The organism is Allorhizobium ampelinum S4 (assembly GCF_000016285.1).
Classification (GTDB): domain Bacteria; phylum Pseudomonadota; class Alphaproteobacteria; order Rhizobiales; family Rhizobiaceae; genus Allorhizobium; species Allorhizobium ampelinum.
On sequence record NC_011989.1, the window covers coordinates 2,984,937 to 3,002,658 of the forward strand.

The 17,722-nt window shown below is 58.1% G+C and carries 20 protein-coding genes; 11 read left to right on the plus strand and 9 right to left on the minus strand.

Annotated elements, in window-relative coordinates; translation table 11 throughout:
* Nucleotides 1-297 precede the first annotated feature (297 nt).
* Complete coding sequence (locus AVI_RS14225) at nucleotides 298-873, plus strand: transglycosylase SLT domain-containing protein (protein ID WP_041697036.1); 576 nt, start codon at nucleotides 298-300, stop codon at nucleotides 871-873.
* 535 nt (nucleotides 874-1,408) lie between these two features.
* On the opposite strand, the gene AVI_RS14230 is transcribed toward AVI_RS14225, so the two are convergent.
* From AVI_RS14230 to AVI_RS14250, 6 genes are all read right to left on the minus strand, one after another.
* Nucleotides 1,409-2,410 carry a Tim44 domain-containing protein gene (locus AVI_RS14230; RefSeq protein ID WP_041697038.1) on the minus strand — a complete coding sequence of 334 codons (1,002 nt, stop codon included), beginning with the start codon at nucleotides 2,408-2,410 and terminating at the stop codon, nucleotides 1,409-1,411.
* A gap of 118 nt (nucleotides 2,411-2,528) precedes the next feature.
* Nucleotides 2,529-2,663 (minus strand): DUF2474 domain-containing protein, encoded by a 135-nt coding sequence (locus tag AVI_RS30585; protein WP_139192459.1) that lies wholly within the window; start codon nucleotides 2,661-2,663, stop codon nucleotides 2,529-2,531.
* Nucleotides 2,663-3,667 carry a cytochrome d ubiquinol oxidase subunit II gene (gene cydB / locus AVI_RS14235; RefSeq protein WP_015917001.1) on the minus strand — a complete coding sequence of 335 codons (1,005 nt, stop codon included), beginning with the start codon at nucleotides 3,665-3,667 and terminating at the stop codon, nucleotides 2,663-2,665. The genes AVI_RS30585 and cydB overlap by 1 nt, the downstream gene beginning before the upstream one ends.
* On the minus strand, nucleotides 3,657-5,075 hold the full coding sequence (locus tag AVI_RS14240; RefSeq protein ID WP_015917002.1) for a cytochrome ubiquinol oxidase subunit I: 1,419 nt from the start codon (nucleotides 5,073-5,075) through the stop codon (nucleotides 3,657-3,659). The genes cydB and AVI_RS14240 overlap by 11 nt, the downstream gene beginning before the upstream one ends.
* Nucleotides 5,076-5,282: 207 nt before the next feature.
* On the minus strand, nucleotides 5,283-6,878 hold the full coding sequence (serA, locus tag AVI_RS14245) for a phosphoglycerate dehydrogenase (RefSeq protein ID WP_015917003.1): 1,596 nt from the start codon (nucleotides 6,876-6,878) through the stop codon (nucleotides 5,283-5,285).
* Between the two features lie 84 nt (nucleotides 6,879-6,962).
* Nucleotides 6,963-8,141: a phosphoserine transaminase gene (locus tag AVI_RS14250; RefSeq protein ID WP_015917004.1), complete on the minus strand. Its 1,179-nt coding sequence runs from the start codon at nucleotides 8,139-8,141 to the stop codon at nucleotides 6,963-6,965.
* A 269-nt stretch (nucleotides 8,142-8,410) separates the two neighbouring features.
* Here AVI_RS14250 and AVI_RS14255 point away from each other — a divergent pair, with 269 nt between their 5' ends.
* On the plus strand, nucleotides 8,411-9,001 hold the full coding sequence (locus AVI_RS14255) for a DoxX family protein (RefSeq protein ID WP_015917005.1): 591 nt from the start codon (nucleotides 8,411-8,413) through the stop codon (nucleotides 8,999-9,001).
* On the opposite strand, the gene olsE is transcribed toward AVI_RS14255, so the two are convergent.
* The 3 genes from olsE to AVI_RS14270 all read right to left on the minus strand — a co-directional run bounded on the left by olsE (nucleotide 8,938) and on the right by AVI_RS14270 (nucleotide 12,144).
* Nucleotides 8,938-9,924 (minus strand): ornithine lipid hydroxylase OlsE, encoded by a 987-nt coding sequence (gene olsE, locus AVI_RS14260; RefSeq protein WP_015917006.1) that lies wholly within the window; start codon nucleotides 9,922-9,924, stop codon nucleotides 8,938-8,940. The genes AVI_RS14255 and olsE overlap by 64 nt on opposite strands.
* 247 nt (nucleotides 9,925-10,171) lie before the next feature.
* Nucleotides 10,172-10,990 (minus strand): outer membrane protein, encoded by an 819-nt coding sequence (locus AVI_RS14265; RefSeq protein ID WP_015917007.1) that lies wholly within the window; start codon nucleotides 10,988-10,990, stop codon nucleotides 10,172-10,174.
* 137 nt (nucleotides 10,991-11,127) lie between these two features.
* Nucleotides 11,128-12,144, minus strand: a complete 1,017-nt coding sequence (locus AVI_RS14270) for an LLM class flavin-dependent oxidoreductase (RefSeq protein WP_015917008.1) — start codon at nucleotides 12,142-12,144, stop codon at nucleotides 11,128-11,130.
* A 205-nt stretch (nucleotides 12,145-12,349) separates the two neighbouring features.
* Here AVI_RS14270 and ruvC point away from each other — a divergent pair, with 205 nt between their 5' ends.
* The 9 genes from ruvC to AVI_RS14315 all read left to right on the plus strand — a co-directional run bounded on the left by ruvC (nucleotide 12,350) and on the right by AVI_RS14315 (nucleotide 17,717).
* A complete protein-coding gene (gene ruvC / locus AVI_RS14275; protein WP_015917009.1) occupies nucleotides 12,350-12,859 on the plus strand; it encodes a crossover junction endodeoxyribonuclease RuvC in 510 nt (169 codons plus the stop codon).
* Between the two features lie 25 nt (nucleotides 12,860-12,884).
* A complete protein-coding gene (gene ruvA, locus AVI_RS14280) occupies nucleotides 12,885-13,502 on the plus strand; it encodes a Holliday junction branch migration protein RuvA (RefSeq protein ID WP_015917010.1) in 618 nt (205 codons plus the stop codon).
* A gap of 54 nt (nucleotides 13,503-13,556) precedes the next feature.
* The gene (locus AVI_RS14285; RefSeq protein WP_015917011.1) at nucleotides 13,557-13,865 is read left to right on the plus strand and encodes an AbrB/MazE/SpoVT family DNA-binding domain-containing protein; all 309 of its coding nucleotides are present in this window, start codon (nucleotides 13,557-13,559) and stop codon (nucleotides 13,863-13,865) included.
* Entirely contained in the window at nucleotides 13,816-14,214 is a 399-nt protein-coding gene (locus AVI_RS14290) for a PIN domain-containing protein (protein ID WP_041697040.1), read from the plus strand. The genes AVI_RS14285 and AVI_RS14290 overlap by 50 nt, the downstream gene beginning before the upstream one ends.
* A complete protein-coding gene (gene ruvB, locus AVI_RS14295; RefSeq protein ID WP_015917012.1) occupies nucleotides 14,211-15,254 on the plus strand; it encodes a Holliday junction branch migration DNA helicase RuvB in 1,044 nt (347 codons plus the stop codon). Before AVI_RS14290 ends, ruvB begins: the two co-directional genes overlap by 4 nt.
* Nucleotides 15,251-16,141, plus strand: a complete 891-nt coding sequence (locus tag AVI_RS14300) for a metallophosphoesterase (protein ID WP_015917013.1) — start codon at nucleotides 15,251-15,253, stop codon at nucleotides 16,139-16,141. Before ruvB ends, AVI_RS14300 begins: the two co-directional genes overlap by 4 nt.
* 61 nt (nucleotides 16,142-16,202) lie before the next feature.
* Nucleotides 16,203-16,661 carry an NUDIX hydrolase gene (locus AVI_RS14305; protein ID WP_080517024.1) on the plus strand — a complete coding sequence of 153 codons (459 nt, stop codon included), beginning with the start codon at nucleotides 16,203-16,205 and terminating at the stop codon, nucleotides 16,659-16,661.
* Nucleotides 16,658-17,167: an NUDIX hydrolase gene (locus AVI_RS14310; protein WP_015917015.1), complete on the plus strand. Its 510-nt coding sequence runs from the start codon at nucleotides 16,658-16,660 to the stop codon at nucleotides 17,165-17,167. The genes AVI_RS14305 and AVI_RS14310 overlap by 4 nt, the downstream gene beginning before the upstream one ends.
* The gene (locus tag AVI_RS14315) at nucleotides 17,157-17,717 is read left to right on the plus strand and encodes a DinB family protein (RefSeq protein WP_015917016.1); all 561 of its coding nucleotides are present in this window, start codon (nucleotides 17,157-17,159) and stop codon (nucleotides 17,715-17,717) included. Before AVI_RS14310 ends, AVI_RS14315 begins: the two co-directional genes overlap by 11 nt.
* The last annotated feature ends 5 nt before the right edge of the window (nucleotides 17,718-17,722 follow it).

Below are 17,722 nucleotides of genomic sequence, written 5' to 3' on the forward strand. Positions count from 1 at the left end.
CAAACCCATCCTACCGCATCATTTCTTAAATCAGGATTGATTTAAGGCGAAATAATCCGGCCCAGTCGTTTTGTGCAGCGTCCTCGCACCGTCTGCAAGACGGGCAGCGCTGTGGTTGCCGCAAGCTTTAGTGATCGAAGTGTTAACGAAATATTAAAGGGAAGAGACCGACTGTCTCATGCTGCAACAGCAATGGTTGCAGGCCAAAACCCATGGCTATCACCGGTAAATGAAATGAAAACTTTTCGTTAAATTTTAGCGAATATGATGAGGGGTGATAGAAGAGGTATGATTGTAATGCGTAGAATCCTCATCATCGCCCTCTTGCTGGCTTTGGCAAGCTGCGCCCGGCCGCCCAGCCAGATCCGCAACGCCTGCGCGATCTTCGAGCAGAAGGACGGGGCCTTTGAAAACTGGAAACGCGCCGCCCGCTCGGTGGAGCGAGAATACGGCGTTCCGGTGCCAATCCTGCTGGCGACCATCTATACCGAATCCAGCTTCCGCGCCCGTGCCCGGCCACCCAGACGCTATATTCTCGGCTTCATTCCGTGGAAGCGCGTCTCGACGGCCTATGGCTATTCGCAGGCGCTTGACGGCACCTGGGACCGCTATCAGCGTGAAACGGGTCGTTACCTTGCCCGGCGCACCAATTTCGGCGACGCCGTCCGCTTCATCGGCTGGTATCACTACCAGAGCCACCTGCGTAACGGCATCCCCTTCAGCAGCCCCTATAACATCTATCTGGCCTACCATTCCGGCCAGGACGGCTACCGCCGAGGCGCTTACCGCGCCCGCCCGGAGGCTTTGGCCGGTGCCAAGCGCTTTGCCGCCATCACCGCCGTTTACGAGCAGCAGCTGCGCCGCTGCCCGTGAGGCTTGGCGTTACATCCGCAAGTGTCCTGAAGAGAATACGGTCTGGGGCCGCAATGCGGGTAAAATAGTAACACGACGCAAACATTTTTATATGCCGCTTACCCCCCCTCTACCCTGCCGGGCATCTCCTCCTCATGGGGGGAGATCGATATGTGGAAACCACTTACCCTACAGAAACCTTGTTATTTCCAGCATATTCAGTCGCTAAAAAGATATGCCGTATGTGCTTTTTACCGATCTCCCCCATGAGGGGTAAGGAGTGGTTAGCAAAGCCGATGAACCGATCCAGTGAATCGTTTTACATGACGAACGCTAGCAAGCCAGAGGAATAAGCCACGGGTAAAAACGAAAGCGTCGTGTACTGTCAATCGGAGCCGGCACGATCCTCTAATACCAAGTCTCGAAGATGCGTCAGCATGTCATAGCCTTGGTATGAATGGAGAGCCGGACGCACAAATACGGCGCATGAAAAAACCCCCGATCTTGCGATCGGAGGCTCTCATAACTCTTGGCTTTTGCTGTTGGTCCGTTCGTCTCAGGCCGACTGGATTGCCGAGATGCTCCAGCCCGAACCGGGGCGGCGCACGAAGGTCCAGACTTCCACCGACTGCTGCGGATGATCGGGATCACCATCCACCACAGCGCCGGTGGCGCGGTCACGCATCACATCGATCGCTTCATAGCGCATAGCGACGGTGGCATAATCAACAGTGCCTTCGCGCCAGGCTTCGGCCAGATCACCCTGCAGAAGATGGACATCACGCACCTCGTTCTTGACGCCCTTGGTCGCGTGTTCACCAAGCTCTTCGGCGAGGTAGGACATGGCTTCCGGCGTGGTGATCCGGCGAAGCGCCGAATAATCTTCCTCTGCATAGGCCTTCTGCATGTCTTTCAGCAGGCTCTCGAAAATCTCCAGATCCTTCGGGCCGATGCCGACATCATCTGTACCGGCCTTAACAACGGCCGGACGAGTGGCACCGAGTGCCGCGCCAGATCCCATTTTCGGAATGGAGAAGCCACCGAAACCGCTAGGCGATCCCCCGGACGAACCTTGCGGAGCACTCCCCGGCTGCGACATGTCATTGCGCGAGACCGGACCGGCATAGGACGACGCCGTGCGATTGCGGTTGAAGAACCGCATGGCCAGCATGATCAAGCCGCCAATCAGCAAGATCTGGAACAGCATGCCGAACATGCCAGCCGCACCGCCGAAGCCGCCGCCGAGCAACATGCCGAACAGACCACCCATCAAAAGGCCGCCCATCAAACCACCGGCCATGCCACCGAACAGACCGCGCGAAGCGGGCTGCTGCATGCCGGGCGTTGTCGCACCGTTATTCGGTGTCATGCTCCGCTGAATGGGGGCTGCGGTCGTTGGCGCGGTGCTGGTGGCTGGTGGGGCGCTAAAGGTGCGCTCGCCACGGCTGCCAAAACTGCTGGAGCTTCCGGCCCGGCGGGCCTCCGCGAAATCGACCGCTGACAGGGTCACTGCCACTCCGATTGCCACGATGCCGATGATCCTGCCTGCTCTTCCCATGACGTCCTCTCTCCAACCTTCGCCCTTTCGGGCTTTCCTGCCCAAATGAGCCTTCCTTGCCCATATGGCGATGGACTTGTCGGATGTTAAGGGCCGGACCGCAAAAAACGGCCCACCCTTATGCCTGCATCAGCACCAGCCGGATGGAAGCCGCGACTGCGCCAACCACTGCCACGCCAACAATCCAGAAAATCGCAAACCACAGGATCTTCTGTTTTAAGGATTTTGGTTGCGTCGCCGTATCTTCCACCATCAATGATACCCTTCTTCCGGATCGATCTTGCCTCGGAACACCCAATAGGCATAGGTCGTATAAATCAGAATGATCGGCACGAGGATAGCCGCCCCGACCAATAGGAATTTCAGGCTGGTGTCTGGCGCCGCCGCTTCCCAGATCGTCACCGAGGTGGGTACGATATAGGGATAGAAGCTGATGCCGATGCCGACATAGCCAAGCACGAACAGCGCAAGCGAGGCGACGAAGGGCAGCCAGTCCTTACCGTCGCGCAGGCCCTTGAACACCAGATAGAGGCAGCCGAGCACCAGAATTGGCACGATGACGGAAAACACCGCTGTCGGAAAGGTAAACCAGCGGTCGAGATAATGCGGCTTCAACCACGGCGTCCACAGGCTGAACACGCCCATCGCCCCAACCGTCAGTACGGCGGCAGCAAGTGCGTAGCGTTGTGCCTGGGCGCGCAGCGGCCCAACCGTCTTGAACACCAGCCAGGTTGCGCCCAGCAGCGTGTAGCCGAACACAAGAGCGACGCCTGTTGCAATCGAAAACGGTGTCAGCCAGTCCCACCAGCCTCCAGCATAGGCGCGGTCAACGACCGGAATGCCCTGCACCAACGCGCCCAGCGCCACGCCTTGCGAAAAGCCCGCCACCAGCGAACCACCGGTAAAGCCGACATCCCAAACGCCCTTCCAGCGCCGTGTGCGCCAGCGGTATTCGAAGGCCACGCCGCGAAAGATCAGACCAAGCAGCATCAGAATGATCGGCATGTAAAGCGCCGGCAGGATGGTGGCATAGGCCAGCGGAAACACCGCCATCAAACCACCGCCGCCCAGCACCAGCCAGGTCTCGTTGCCATCCCAGACGGGCGCCACCGAATTCATCATCTGGTCACGGTCATGCTCGCTCTTGAAGAACGGAAACAGCAGGCCGACGCCCAGATCAAAGCCGTCAAGGATGACATAGGCCAGCACCGCAAAGGCGATGATCGCGGCCCAGAGGAACGCATAATCAAAGGGCATGGGAGCCTCCTTTGCCGTGGGTGTGGTGAGCGGGGCCGGGTGTGATCCCGGTACTGCGCAGTGGTGCATCGCCGATTTCCGGCGTCGGATCGCGTGGCAGCCGCGCCATCAGCCGCAAAATGTAGAAGGTGCCCGCCCCGAACACGAAAAAATAGACGATGATGAAGGCGATCAGCGAGGCCGCCACCGCAGGCGCGGCAATTGGCGAATGGGACTGCGCCGTCAGCAAATGACCGTAGATCGTGTAGGGCTGGCGACCCACTTCGGTGGTGATCCAGCCGCTCAATACCGCGATGAAGCCCGCGGGTCCCATGGCAAAAGCGGCGCGGTGCAGCCAGTCATTGCTATAGAGTGTGCGGCGATAGCGCGCCCACAGGCTCCAGAGACCCAGTCCCAGCATGGCAAAGCCCAGGCCAACCATGACGCGGAACGACCAGAAAATCACCGCAACCGGCGGCTCAAGCTCATCCGGCACGGTATCCAGCCCGGCCAGCGGCGCATTGAGGTCGTGTTTGAGGATCAGGCTGGAGAGTTTTGGAATCTCGACGGCATAATCCACCCGTTTTTCGGCGGGATTGGGAATGCCGAACAGGATGAGCGGCGCGCCATCGGGATGGCTGTCGTAATGACCCTCCATGGCCATGACTTTCACTGGCTGATGTTCCAATGTGTTCAGCCCGTGGGCATCACCGGCCAGGATCTGGATCGGCGCAACTACGGCGACCATGCCCATCGCCATCGAAAACATCTTGCCAGCACGGCGCGGCGCGGTCTTGCGCAGCAGATGCCAGGCACCCACCGCCCCCACCACAAGCGCCGTGGTGAGATAGGCGGCCAACACCATATGCACCAGCCGATAGGGGAAGGACGGATTGAAGATCACCGCCCACCAGTCGAGCGGGATGAACTGGCCTTTATCGTTCATGCCGAAACCGGCGGGGGTCTGCATCCAGGAATTGACGGCGAGAATCCAGGTGGCCGAAATCAAGGTGCCGAAAGCCACCATGCAGGTGGCGAAGAAATGCAGCTTCGGCCCGACCCGTTGCAGCCCGAACAGCATCACACCCAGGAAGCCTGCCTCAAGAAAGAAAGCCGTCAGCACCTCATAGCCCATCAGCGGCCCGATCACCGGCCCGGCCTTATCTGAGAACACCGACCAATTGGTGCCGAACTGATAGGACATCACAATGCCCGACACCACGCCCATGCCGAAGGCGACGGCAAAGATCGTCTTCCAGAAATTGAACAGCTCGACATAGACCTGTTTTTTGGTCCAGAGGTACAAGCCGTTCAGCACGGCCAGATAGCTGGCCAGCCCGATTGAGAAGGCTGGAAAGATAATGTGGAAGGAAACCGTGAAGGCAAACTGTATTCGCGCGAGAAGAACGGCATCGAATTGATCGAACATGGCAGCGCACCTCTTCAATGGAACCGGACCCGACAGCGACAGGCATGACGGAAACGACCTCAATTCAAAATAGAACAGATGCCCATGAGATCAATGCGACAAGCCGCCATGCGACACATTGACGGATATCAAGATAGAACGCCAGACAACAAAAGCCCGGCAGGGATTTCTCCATGCCGGGCTTTTGCTTGGTAAAAAGACTGTCGATTATTCGACCGCAAATGTCAGAAGCCGGGCCTGCTTGATCGCCGCATTGGCGGTCAGCTGATCGAGCACAGTCTGTTCGACCGGGCCATCGACATAGAGCAACGCAATCGCGTCGCCGGATTCCTTTTCGCGGCCCAGCTGGAAGTTGGCGATGTTGACGCCAGCGTTGCCGAGCGTAGTGCCCATGAAGCCGATCATGCCGGGAACGTCGGTGTTGGAAATGTAGATCATGTGCGGACCGACATCGGCGTCGAGATTGATGCCCTTGATCTGGATGAAGCGCGGCTTGCCATCCGAGAACACTGTACCGGCAATCGAGCGGGTCTGCTTTTCGGTGGTCACGGTCAGCTTGATGTAACCGTCGTAAACGCCGGTCTTGTCGCGCTTGACTTCGGAGAGGACAATGCCCTTTTCCTTGATCATGATCGGTGCCGACACCATGTTGACATCCGAAACCTGGGCACGGATCAGGCCTGCCAGTAGAGCAGACGTCAGCGCCTTGGTGTTCATGGTGGCCGTCTGGCCATCATAGAGGATTTCAATTTCCTTGATCGCGCCATCTGTGACCTGGCCGACGAAAGCACCGAGAACATCAGCCAACCGAATGAACGGCTTCAAAAGCGGTGCTTCTTCAGCCGTGATCGACGGCATGTTGATGGCGTTGGAAACGGCACCATTGACGAGGTAATCCGACATCTGCTCGGCCACCTGCAAAGCAACATTTTCCTGTGCTTCGGTGGTGGATGCGCCCAGATGCGGGGTGCAAACCACGTTTGGCAGGCCAAACAGCGGGCTTTCCTTGGCAGGCTCGACTTCGAACACGTCGAAACCAGCACCGGCAACATGGCCAGACTTGATGGCTTCGGCCAAAGCTGCCTCATCCACCAGACCACCACGGGCGCAGTTGATGATGCGAACGCCGGGCTTGGTCTTGGCAAGGTTTTCTTTGCCGAGAATGCCACGGGTCTTGTCGGTCATGGGCACGTGCAGGGTGATGAAATCAGCCTGAGCCAACAGCTCGTCCAGCTCAACCTTCTTCACGCCCATTTCCTGCGCGCGCTCCGTAGACAGGAAGGGGTCGTAAGCGATGACATGCATGCCCAGACCGATGGCCTTCTTGCAGACAATACCGCCGATGTTGCCAGCGCCGATCACACCCAGCACCTTGCCGGTGATTTCAACACCCATGAACTTCGACTTTTCCCACTTGCCAGCCTGTGTTGAGGCATCGGCAGCAGGAAGCTGACGGGCAACGGCAAACATCAGTGCAATCGCGTGTTCAGCCGTGGTGATGGAATTGCCGAACGGCGTGTTCATCACAATGATACCACGGCGCGAGGCAGCCGGAATATCAACATTATCGACGCCGATACCAGCGCGACCAATTACTTTCAGATTGGTGGCGGCAGCAATCAGCTTTTCCGTGGCCTTGGTGGCCGAACGGATGGCCAGACCATCGTAATTGCCGATGATCTCGGCCAGTTTATCTTTATCCTTGCCGAGTTGCGGCTGGAAATCCACTTCAACGCCGCGATCGCGGAAAATCTGGACGGCGGTTTCTGACAATTCATCAGAGACGAGAACGCGAGGTGCCATGACGAGGCCTCCTAAAAGAGTTCGTTTGTAACGAGCATGAATGGGGAAGAAAGGTTCCGCCCTGTGGCGGAACCGTAAGAGGATTTAGGCAGCAGCCTTGGCAAGAGTCGCCTTCTGGGTCTGGTAAGCCCAGGTCAACCAAGGCATCAAAGCCTGCATGTCGGCGGTCTCAATGGTGGCACCGGCCCAGATGCGAAGGCCAGCAGGCGCATCGCGGTAAGCACCGATGTCATAGGCCACGCCCTGCTTTTCCAGAAGCGTTGCAATTCCCTTGGCAAAAGCGGCCTGCTCTTCAGCGGGGAGCGCCAGAACCTCTGGATCGGCGATGGTCAGGCAGACAGATGTGTTGGAACGGGTCTCGTCAACCTGTGCAAGGTTGGCAATCCAATCATTGGCAGCCACGAAATCGAAGATCACTTTGGCATTGGCATCAGCACGGGCAATCAGGGCTTCAAGACCACCGATGGACTTCGCCCAGTTCAGCGCATCCAGATAATCTTCAACGCAAAGCATCGATGGCGTGTTGATGGTCTCGCCCTTGAAGATGCCTTCAATCAACTTGCCGCCAGAGGTGAGGCGGAAGATCTTCGGCAGCGGCCAAGCCGGTGCGTAGGTCTGAAGACGCTCAACAGCGCGGGGGCTAAGGATCAACATGCCGTGACCGCCCTCGCCGCCCAGAACCTTCTGCCAGGAGAAGGTGACAACGTCGAGCTTGGAGAAATCCATCGCTTGCGCAAAGGCAGCCGACGTGGCGTCGCAGATGGTCAGACCCTTGCGATCAGCCGGGATGAAATCGGCGTTAGGAACGCGAACGCCCGAGGTGGTGCCGTTCCATGTGAAGACCACGTCGCGGTCAAAATCAACATCGGCAAGGTTTGGCAGCAGGCCGTAATCGGCATTGAACTTGCGAACATCAGCAAGCTTGAGCTGTTTGACCACATCGGTCACCCAGCCAGCGCCGAAGCTTTCCCAGGACAGCATGTCCACGCCGCGTTCACCCAGCAGGGACCACAGCGCCATTTCAACAGCGCCGGTGTCAGATGCGGGAACGATACCAATGCGGTAATCGGCAGGAACGTTCAGAATTTCACGAGTGAGGTCAATGGCCAGCTTCAGCTTGTCTTTGCCAACCTTGGCGCGGTGCGAGCGACCGAGCGGGGCATCACTGAGAGCGTCGAGTGCCCAACCGGGGCGCTTCGAGCAAGGGCCAGACGAAAAATTAGCATTTTCCGTACGTACAGCGGGTGCAGTAATATCAACCATAGCAAACTACCCTTCCAGGTATATGGCCTCTCGTTGGGGAGAGGTGTCCCGCCGTCGTTGCTAATCGAGTTCACGATTTTCGTCAAGCGACTTTTATCGGCCCGACAGCGACAATCCGCCGCCGCCAAATCCTCCACAAAGCGGGGCTTCTGCGCGAAAAACGTGCGCCAAGTTGCGTCTCCGCAACTTTATTGACCGAGATCAATAGCCGCCAGCCAGACCCATGCAACATCAGCCTACACGCAAAACAAACCCTATTGAGGTTGGCTATGACAATGGAAACACTGTATTCCGCACCCAGCAAGTCGGCCAAAACCCGGCTGTTCCTTCCGATCATGGAAAAATTCTATCAGGGATTTGCCGAGCCCCTGGCCTTCACTGCTTTTCGGGTGGCCATCGGCGCCATGCTTGTCATCGAGGGCTATCCGAAAATCATGGCGCCCATGGCCCAGATTGGTTTCGTGCAGAATCTCGGATTCTATCCCGGCTGGCTCTGGTCGCCCATGCTGGCCGCCATGCAGTTTTTCGGCGGCTTCCTGATTGTAATCGGCCTTTTTACGCGGCCAGTCGCGCTCGCCAATGGCATCATGCTGGCCATCACCCTGTGGTTTCACATCAAGTTTCCCTACGGGCATGCATTCTTGACGCAAGAGGGCATTGATGCCCTTAAAAGCGGCGCCACGTTGTTCACCCCTGAAGCCGTCAAGCGGCTTGCCGATGGCGGCACCACCTTCCTGGAACAGGTGCAGACCAAGGCCGAACTTGCTTCGCTGTTCTGGACCGGCGGTGCGCTGTTTTACGCGGCCTTCGGTGGCGGAGCGCTGTCGGCGGACAGGGTGCTGGTCAAGCGCGAATTCTGAGCAACGACATCGGGAGGCGCAAGCGTCCCCTCCTCGACCGGCCGAGCCCCGAGAATTTGCCTCTGGCCCTTCACGGTGAAGGGCTGGACCAATTGAGCAACGAACCCCTTGGCCACCGTGCCGCTGATGCCGATATTGGTGCTGGGTCCGTGTTCGGGATTGTAATAGGTCCCGAATATCTGATCGAAAAGGACCAGGTTCTCGCCGTAATTGGTATTGCCTTCGCGCAAAATCTTCGAATGGTGCCAGCGATGCAGGCGCGGTGTGCTGAACACGAAGTCGAGAATACCGGTGCGCACTGCGACATTGCAATGGGTGAGGATGCCGATGAAAGCGGTGGCCGCACCGACCCAGAGAAACACGGCGACAGGCGCGCCCAGCAGATAGAGCGGCAACTGGCTAAGCGCCACCTTGAACAGTGAATCCATTACATGGAAACGCCCGGTATTGACCACCCAGAGCCTGGCAACGCTGTGGTGCAGCGCATGGAACCGCCAGAAGAACAGCCGTTCATGGGCAATCCGATGTGCCCAGTAAAGGCCGAATTCAGCGACAACAAGCCCCAAAACCACCTGGAAAACCATGGGCAGACCCGCCGGCCAAAGGTGAAATTCCAGCACCGTCAGCGGTTGCAGCACCCGGGCGGCGGCCATCGGGAAAATCACCGTCAGACCCGATAGAAACTCGACCAGTCCCTTGGTCAACAGCGTATGGGCGACATCGTTGACGGTCTCGCCATCGCCTTCCAGCCAGGTCAGCTCATAGGGCAGGAACCGCTCGCTGAGCGCCAGAAGACCGAAAGCACAGAGATAGACGGCGACGAAGCCAAGCAGCGGATGAGAACTGGAAAAAGCGAAATAGGAGCCTGTCAGGCCGAACACGAACACGCCCGGCCAGACCAGGAAGGAAGCGAGTATTTTCATTTTGACCGTTCAAAAAGATTGACAGTGGTGATGTAAATCCGGGCAGAAAAGCCCATTGACGGACGAGATCCTTCGCCAAGCAGCCGTTCCTGTGCTGTTAGCTTTATGGGACAGTGCTGGAAATGCAAGGGGGCAGACAGTTATGAAAAACAACAAAATGCCGTGCGTCCTTTCGAACGCACGGCGCTTTTTCAAAATCGAGCCGGTCCTATCCAGACCAGCAGGCATTCGCAAGCGGTAAGCCCGATCACTTATACACGAGAGGTGGCGGCTCATAGGCGACCGGCGTCGGGCAGCCACCAAACTGATAGCGGGCGCCGACATGCAGGTCGTGGCTGTAAAAGCCCTTGTCACTGCCGGGACCGCCATTGGCCTTGTAGCCGAACATGCTGCCACCCGTCGTCTGGCGGAAGCGGTAGCCGATATCGGCTTTCCAGTCGCAGGTGAGATCGATGGAGGTGCCAAACATCAGCTGATAGGCAAAGCGCCAGCTACCCCGGCCCCCATGTTCTTCGCTGCCATCGCAACCACTGCCGTCATCGGCGCAGGAGGTGTTTTTCAGCTTGTCCCACTTGACGTAGGACCCGCCGATACCGGCGCCGACATAGGGCGTGAACGAGGCATAGGTGCCGAGATCCACATAGGCATTGGCCATCAGCGTATAGGCCTGCAAGGAGGACAGATCACGCGAAGTACAGGCGCTTGAGACACCGCAGGACCCACGGGTGGAGCCGGTGAAATCCGACTTGCCGAGATAGTCGAAGGTTACATCGGTGCGCAGATGACTGTTGATCTGGTATCCGACACCGGCGCCCAGCGTATAGCTGTTATCGAGATCATGCCGGTCGAAACTGGCCTGATTGGCATTCGAGCCCTGATAGAATTTCGCACCACGCAACTGGTTGAAGGAATAGCCGATATCGCCACGCAGATACCAGCCGGACGTATCGGCAACCCTCACTTCGGGAGCGTCCTGCGGCGGCGGTTCTGGCTGATAGACGTCGGCGGCGCTTACCGGACCGGCCAGAATGCCGGCGGCAAACAATGCCAATAGATGTCTTTTCATGAGAAAGGCCCCAAAATCAAAGGATGACGGGGCCACGCCCCAGGTTTCAACCCTGGATAATGAAGGGCAAAGGTTAAGACCTCATTAAGCCTGTTGCTTAACCATGCCGCGATCGCATTTAGGCCTCTACCACGCCGTCACGCCGCTTCGCATGCCTGACGCTGCAGATCGGCAAACAGCCGGACCGATGTCAACCGTGCCTCGATATCGTGGATCGGCATGGAGACGATCACTTCATCAGCGCCGGTATTTTTCAGAAAGCGAGATAGCTTTTCAGCCGCTGTCGCCGGGCCGCCGACCACAGCATGTTGCAGCGTATGCTCGACGCCAAAGCGCTCCATTTCGCTCCACAGACCCTCCATGGTCTCTACCGGGCGAGGAAACTGGCTGCGCACATTACGCCGCAGGTTGATGAATTGCTGCTGGGCGGAGGTAAACAGGCGTCGCGCCTCCTGATCCGTCTCGGCGACCGCGCCCATCACGCCGACGATCATATAGGGCTTATCGAGGGCCTCGGATGGCTGGAAGCGGTCGCGGTAGATCGAAATCGCCTCGAACAGTTGATCGGGGGCAAAATGCGATGCAAAGGCATAGGGAAGACCCAGCGCTGCCGCCAGATGGGCGCTATAGAGGCTGGAACCCAGCAACCACACAGCCACATCGCTATTCACACCGGGCACCGCCATCAGGCTGCCATCGCCAACCGGTGGCCCCAGCAGCAATTGCAGCTCCTGGATATCCTGGGGGAAGTTATCCACGCCCGCCTCCATATTGCGGCGCAAGGCGCGGGCTGTGCGCATATCGGTGCCGGGCGCCCGTCCGAGACCCAGATCGACCCGGCCCGGAAACAGCGCCGCGAGCGTGCCGAATTGCTCAGCAATCACCATAGGCGCATGATTGGGCAGCATGATGCCCCCGGAGCCAATGCGAATCCGCTTGGTCGCCGCCCCGACATGGGCAATGACAATAGAGGTCGCCGCGCTGGCAATGCCCGGCATGCCGTGATGCTCGGCCAGCCAGAACCGCGTATAACCATGCTCTTCAGCCGCAACGGCCATGCGCCGCGAGGCCGAAAGCGCATCCGACACGCTCTGCCCTTCAGCGATGGGCGACAGGTCCAGAATGGAAATCGGCACGGTTTTTCCAGATGTCATAAAGCGCGCTCCAGATGAGAGGATATGACTTTATTTATGTACTTCTGGCGCCGATACCAGAGGCGGTGAGAGGAAAGACACGATCACATCTTTGCGGGGCAGGCTTTGAGAATACGAGCAAATCGACTCCCAATCCACAGCAAATGTTTTTGTTTTGTTCACTTTTTGCTGGCACATCTGGCGCGAAAAGGATTAGGATTTTTCCATGACAAGCGCGATTCGCATTATCGGTATCGATCCTGGCCTGCGCCGCACCGGCTGGGGGGTTATCGAGACATTGGGCAATTCATTGCGCTTCATCGCATCGGGTACAGTCATGTCTGATGGCGACATGGATCTGGCCTCTAGACTGTGCCAGTTGCATGATGGGCTGGCCGATGTGGTGCATCTCCACCAGCCGGATGAAGCAGCGGTTGAACAGACCTTCGTCAACAAGGATGCCGTCGCGACACTGAAGCTCGGCCAGGCCCGTGGCATCGCCATGCTGGTACCTGCCCGCGCCGGTTTGCCGGTTGCGGAATATGCCCCGAATGCGGTGAAGAAATCGGTGATCGGCGTCGGCCATGGCGATAAGCAGCAGATCCATATGATGCTGAAGATCCTGATGCCGAAGGCCGAATTCAAGGGCAATGATGCGGCCGATGCCTTGGCCATCGCCATCTGTCACGCCCATAATCGCGGCGGTGAGCGGATGCGCCGGGCGCTGGCGGGATAATCACTCTTTTCATTGGATATGGCATATGATTGGCAAGCTCAAAGGCACCATTGACGAGATCGGCGACGACCATGTGCTGGTTGATGTGCACGGCGTCTGTTACGTCGCGCATTGTTCGTCCCGCACCCTGGCGCGGCTGGGGTCTCCCGGTGAAGCCATCGTGCTGTTCATCGAGACCTATGTGCGCGAAGACCAGCTGAAATTGTTCGGCTTCATGAGCGCGCTGGAGCGGGAATGGTTCAATCTCCTGCAAAGCGTGCAGGGCGTCGGTGCCAAGGTGGCGCTGGCGATTTTGGCCACCCTCACCCCTTCCGAACTGGCCAATGCCATTGCTCTCCAGGACAAACCCGCCATTGCCAGAGCCCCCGGCGTCGGCCCGAAAGTGGCGCTGCGTCTTGTCACCGAATTGAAGAACAAGGCTCCGGCCTTCACCGGGGATGCGGGAAGCGCCATCGGCCTCAAGCAGGAACTGGGTGAAGGGGTTGCCTCCGCCCCGGTTTCCGACGCAGTGTCAGCCTTGACCAATCTCGGCTATTCCCGCGACCAGGCCGCCAATGCCATCGCCGCCGCCTTGAAAAATGGCGGTGAAGGCGCCGACAGTGCCAAGCTGATCCGGCTGGGTTTGAAGGAGCTGTCGCGGTGATTTCCTTGCTTTTGGCAGGATTCCTTACTATTGTGAAAAAGTAAGGAGATCGATATGGCGATTTACGACAGTACTATCACGTCGAAGGGACAGACGACGATTCCGGCTGAAATCCGGGATATGTTGGGTTTGAAGCCCGGCGACAAGGTCCGTTATGTCACTCAGGGAAATCGGGTCTACCTGCGTGTCAAAAATGGTAATGCCATGCAGCTTGCGGGATTGCTGCACGATCCGTCCCGCCCGCCGATGTCTCTGGAAGAGATGGATGCGGCCATAGGCGAATCGCTCGCAGAAGACGACAGGAGAATTACGCGTGATTGGCATAGACACAAACGTGCTTCTGAGGTTTCTTCTGGCGGATGATCCCGAGCAATTCGAAGCGGCAAAAAACTTCATTTCCAAACGGTCGATGGACGATCCGGCCTTTGTCTCGCTGGTTGTCGTTGCTGAAATGGCCTGGGTTCTGAAACGCAGTTATCGTTTCACAAATGAAGATGTCACGAAGGTGCTGCGTCAACTTTTACCCTCGGAACAGTTTCTATTTGAAGACGAAGATCGTCTCGACGCCATGATCGAGGACGAGATGTCACGCAATGACGACCTCTCCGACCGGATCATTGCCTATATTGCTGATCGCCACGGTGCCAGCCACACCGTTACCTTTGACCGAAAAGCCGCGAAAGCAATTTCTGGCATGGAACTCCTCACATGAGCGCTCAAAACCCTGTCCTCACCCCGGAAAAGCGCGGCGAAGACGTTGATTCGGCGCTCAGACCGCAGACCCTGGACGACTTTACCGGCCAGGCGGAGGCCCGCGCCAATCTGAAGATCTTCATCGAAGCCGCCAAGAACCGGGGCGAGGCGCTGGATCATGTGCTGTTCGTCGGCCCACCGGGCCTGGGCAAGACAACGCTGGCGCAGATCATGGCCAAGGAACTGGGCGTCAATTTCCGCTCGACCTCCGGTCCTGTCATCGCCAAGGCGGGGGATCTCGCCGCGCTTCTCACCAATCTGGAAGAACGCGACGTGCTGTTCATCGATGAAATCCATCGTTTGAGCCCAGCGGTGGAGGAAATTCTCTATCCAGCGATGGAGGATTTCCAGCTTGACCTGATCATCGGCGAAGGCCCGGCGGCGCGCTCGGTGAAAATCGACCTTTCCAAATTCACCCTGGTCGCCGCCACCACAAGGCTTGGCCTGTTGACCACGCCGTTGCGCGATCGGTTCGGCATTCCGGTGCGGCTGTCCTTCTATACGGTCGAGGAGCTGGAGCTGATCGTGCGGCGCGGCGCGCGCCTGATGGGGCTAGGCATGACCGATGACGGGGCGCGCGAAATTGCCAGGCGCGCCCGCGGCACGCCGCGCATTGCAGGACGGCTGCTGCGCCGGGTTCGCGATTTTGCCGAGGTCGCCCGCGCCCCTGCCGTCACCCGCGAGATCGCCGATGAGGCGCTCACGCGGTTGTTAGTGGACAATATGGGCCTTGATCAGCTCGACACCCGTTATTTGACCATGATTGCCGTCAATTTTGGTGGGGGACCAGTCGGCATTGAAACCATTGCCGCGGGCCTGTCTGAACCACGTGACGCCATCGAGGATATTATCGAGCCCTATATGATCCAGCAGGGCTTCATCCAGCGCACCCCGCGTGGCCGCGTGTTGACCGCGATTGCCTGGAAGCATCTGGGCCTGATGCCGCCGAAAGACATGGAGGCCGCGCAGTTTCGCCTGACCCTTGAGGATGACGATTGATAACCAGACGGACATTTTTCAAGCTACTGGCAGGCAGCGCCGCCGGTATTCTATCGCTTGGCGGCTATGCCGGGGCGGTCGAGCCGCTGCTGCGGCTGGAAACCACCCGCTATAAACTCTCCCCGCCCGGCTGGCCGAAGGGCCAAAGCCTGCGGATTGTCGCGCTTGCCGATTTCCATGCCTGCGAGCCCTGGATGCCCGCAGAGCGGATCGCCCGGATTTGCGAACACGCCAACACGCTGGGTGGTGATGTCATCCTGCTGCTGGGCGATTACATGTCCGGCATGAAACTGGTGACCGGCGTGGTGCCGCCGGAGCAATGGTCCAAGGCCCTGTCCGTCTTGAAAGCACCCTATGGCGTGCATGCCGTCTGCGGCAATCACGATTGGTGGCAGGATGCCGAGGCGCAGCTTCAACGCCTGCCGGAGACCATGGCCCATCGGGCGCTGCGCAGCGTCGGCATCAATGCGATGTCGAACAGCGCGGTGCGGCTGGGGTCAGACGATCACCCCTTCTGGGTGGCTGGGCTGGAAGACCAATGGGCCTATCTCACCGGCAATCACCGGATGCGGGGATTAGACGACCTACCCGGCACGCTGGCCAAGGTGACCGACGATGCCCCGGTCATCCTGCTAGCCCATGAACCGGATATTTTCCCCACCGTGCCGGATCGGGTCTCGCTGACACTTTCGGGCCATACCCATGGCGGACAGGTCAATCTGTTCGGCTGGACGCCGGTTGTGCCGTCGCGCTTCGGCTCACGCTATGTCTATGGCCATCGCGAGGAAGGTGGTCGCAATATCATCGTCTCGGGCGGACTTGGCTGTTCCGTCGCACCGATCCGCTTCGGTTCACCGCCGGAAATACTAGTCATCGATCTGGTTTAAGGACGAGCACGTGGCCAAGGACAATCGCATCCGGATCAAGCAACAGAACCGCATCTTCCAGATGCGCATTGCCGGTCTGGCTTTTCGCAATGGTCATGTGTTGGTGCATCGCGCCGTGCATGAAAAATTCTGGACCTTTCCCGGTGGCCGGGCCGAAATCGGCGAGACCTCGCAGGAAACCTTGAGCCGCGAAATGGCCGAGGAACTCGGTGTCGAGGCCAGGATCGACCGGCTGCTGTGGAGCGTCGAAAACTTCTTCCACTACGAGGGCCGCGATTGGCACGAACTGGGCTATTATTACCTGATGCACCTGCCAGACACCCTGCCCTTCCATGAGACGGATATCATTCACCGCATCCAGGATGGAAAGAACGCGCTGGAATTCAAATGGGCAAAAGCCACCAAACAAGCATTGACCGCTCTTGATATCCCGCCTTATTTCATCGCCCACGAGATTGAAAACCTGCCCCAAACCTCCCGCCATCTGGTGTGGGATGATGGAAATCTGGACGACAAATGACCGTTGAGCGCCACATGATCCGGCTGGATAAAAAGCCGCAATTGTTTACTTTCCGGGTGGCGGGCGTGATCCTGCAAAACGACCATCTGCTGGTGCAAAGAAGCGTCAATGAAAGCTATTGGGCCTTGCCCGGTGGCCGGGCGGAAATTGGTGAAACCAGCGAGCAGACAATTATCCGCGAAATGCAGGAGGAAATCGACCGCACGGTGCGCATTGAGCGCCTGTTGTTCACGACTGAGGTTTTCTTTTCTTTTGATGATTACCGCGCCCACGAACTGGGATTTTACTATCTCCTGAACATGGATGTGCCCCTGCCCTTCCACAGGGATGATGTTGTCCATCGCGTGGTTGATGGTCCGACCGAGGTGCTGTTTCGCTGGGTGCCAGCAACCGCAGCAGCCTTTGCAGCTTTTGATATCCGGCCAGCCTTTCTGGGCGACTATATGAACCGTTTGCCAGAGCGCGTTGAACACTTGATTGTGGATGAGGACAGCCATGCCCATTGATCCCTGCCGCATCTTTCGCAAGATGGCCCGCAACAACACCCTGGCCAATGCGAGATTGCTTGGTGCCTGCGCGCAGCTTCAACCGGGTGAGTTTGAAGCGCCGCGCACAAGTTTCTTCCCGTCGATCAAGGCAACGCTCAACCACATTCTGACCGTCGATTGGTTCTATGTGGATGCCTTGGAAGGCGGCACCCTTGGTCCAGCGGCCTTTGACAATGAGGAGCCTTTTGAAACTGTTGACACCTTGCACAAGGCCCAATCCGATGTGGATCAGCGTCTTCTAACCCTGTGCGATGCTCTCACCGCCGACGCGCTTGCCCAAGACGTCACAGTGCATCGCGGAACGAGGCTGCAAATTGAACGGTGTGACGATCTTCTCTTCCACCTGTTCCACCACCAAACCCACCATCGCGGTCAGGTCCATGCGATGCTGACTGGCACCAGCGTCAAGCCGCCGCAGCTCGATGAGTTCATAACAGCGACGGATTTCCGTGACCGGGCCGATGACATGCGAAAGCTCGGTTGGACCGAGGCCGATCTCGGTCATTGAAAAGG

Coding starts and splice junctions, on each gene's coding strand:
- ruvC (WP_015917009.1), top strand. CDS start 12,350: ATGACAAGCGCGATTCGCATTATCGGTATCGATCCTGGCCTGCGCCGC.
- AVI_RS14285 (WP_015917011.1), top strand. CDS start 13,557: ATGGCGATTTACGACAGTACTATCACGTCGAAGGGACAGACGACGATT.
- AVI_RS14240 (WP_015917002.1), bottom strand. CDS start 5,075: ATGTTCGATCAATTCGATGCCGTTCTTCTCGCGCGAATACAGTTTGCC.
- AVI_RS14250 (WP_015917004.1), bottom strand. CDS start 8,141: ATGGTTGATATTACTGCACCCGCTGTACGTACGGAAAATGCTAATTTT.
- ruvB (WP_015917012.1), top strand. CDS start 14,211: ATGAGCGCTCAAAACCCTGTCCTCACCCCGGAAAAGCGCGGCGAAGAC.
- ruvA (WP_015917010.1), top strand. CDS start 12,885: ATGATTGGCAAGCTCAAAGGCACCATTGACGAGATCGGCGACGACCAT.
- olsE (WP_015917006.1), bottom strand. CDS start 9,924: ATGAAAATACTCGCTTCCTTCCTGGTCTGGCCGGGCGTGTTCGTGTTC.
- AVI_RS14230 (WP_041697038.1), bottom strand. CDS start 2,410: ATGGGAAGAGCAGGCAGGATCATCGGCATCGTGGCAATCGGAGTGGCA.
- AVI_RS14225 (WP_041697036.1), top strand. CDS start 298: ATGCGTAGAATCCTCATCATCGCCCTCTTGCTGGCTTTGGCAAGCTGC.
- cydB (WP_015917001.1), bottom strand. CDS start 3,667: ATGCCCTTTGATTATGCGTTCCTCTGGGCCGCGATCATCGCCTTTGCG.
- AVI_RS14255 (WP_015917005.1), top strand. CDS start 8,411: ATGACAATGGAAACACTGTATTCCGCACCCAGCAAGTCGGCCAAAACC.
- AVI_RS14270 (WP_015917008.1), bottom strand. CDS start 12,144: ATGACATCTGGAAAAACCGTGCCGATTTCCATTCTGGACCTGTCGCCC.
- serA (WP_015917003.1), bottom strand. CDS start 6,878: ATGGCACCTCGCGTTCTCGTCTCTGATGAATTGTCAGAAACCGCCGTC.
- AVI_RS30585 (WP_139192459.1), bottom strand. CDS start 2,663: ATGGTGGAAGATACGGCGACGCAACCAAAATCCTTAAAACAGAAGATC.
- AVI_RS14265 (WP_015917007.1), bottom strand. CDS start 10,990: ATGAAAAGACATCTATTGGCATTGTTTGCCGCCGGCATTCTGGCCGGT.
- AVI_RS14315 (WP_015917016.1), top strand. CDS start 17,157: ATGCCCATTGATCCCTGCCGCATCTTTCGCAAGATGGCCCGCAACAAC.
- AVI_RS14305 (WP_080517024.1), top strand. CDS start 16,203: ATGCGCATTGCCGGTCTGGCTTTTCGCAATGGTCATGTGTTGGTGCAT.
- AVI_RS14310 (WP_015917015.1), top strand. CDS start 16,658: ATGACCGTTGAGCGCCACATGATCCGGCTGGATAAAAAGCCGCAATTG.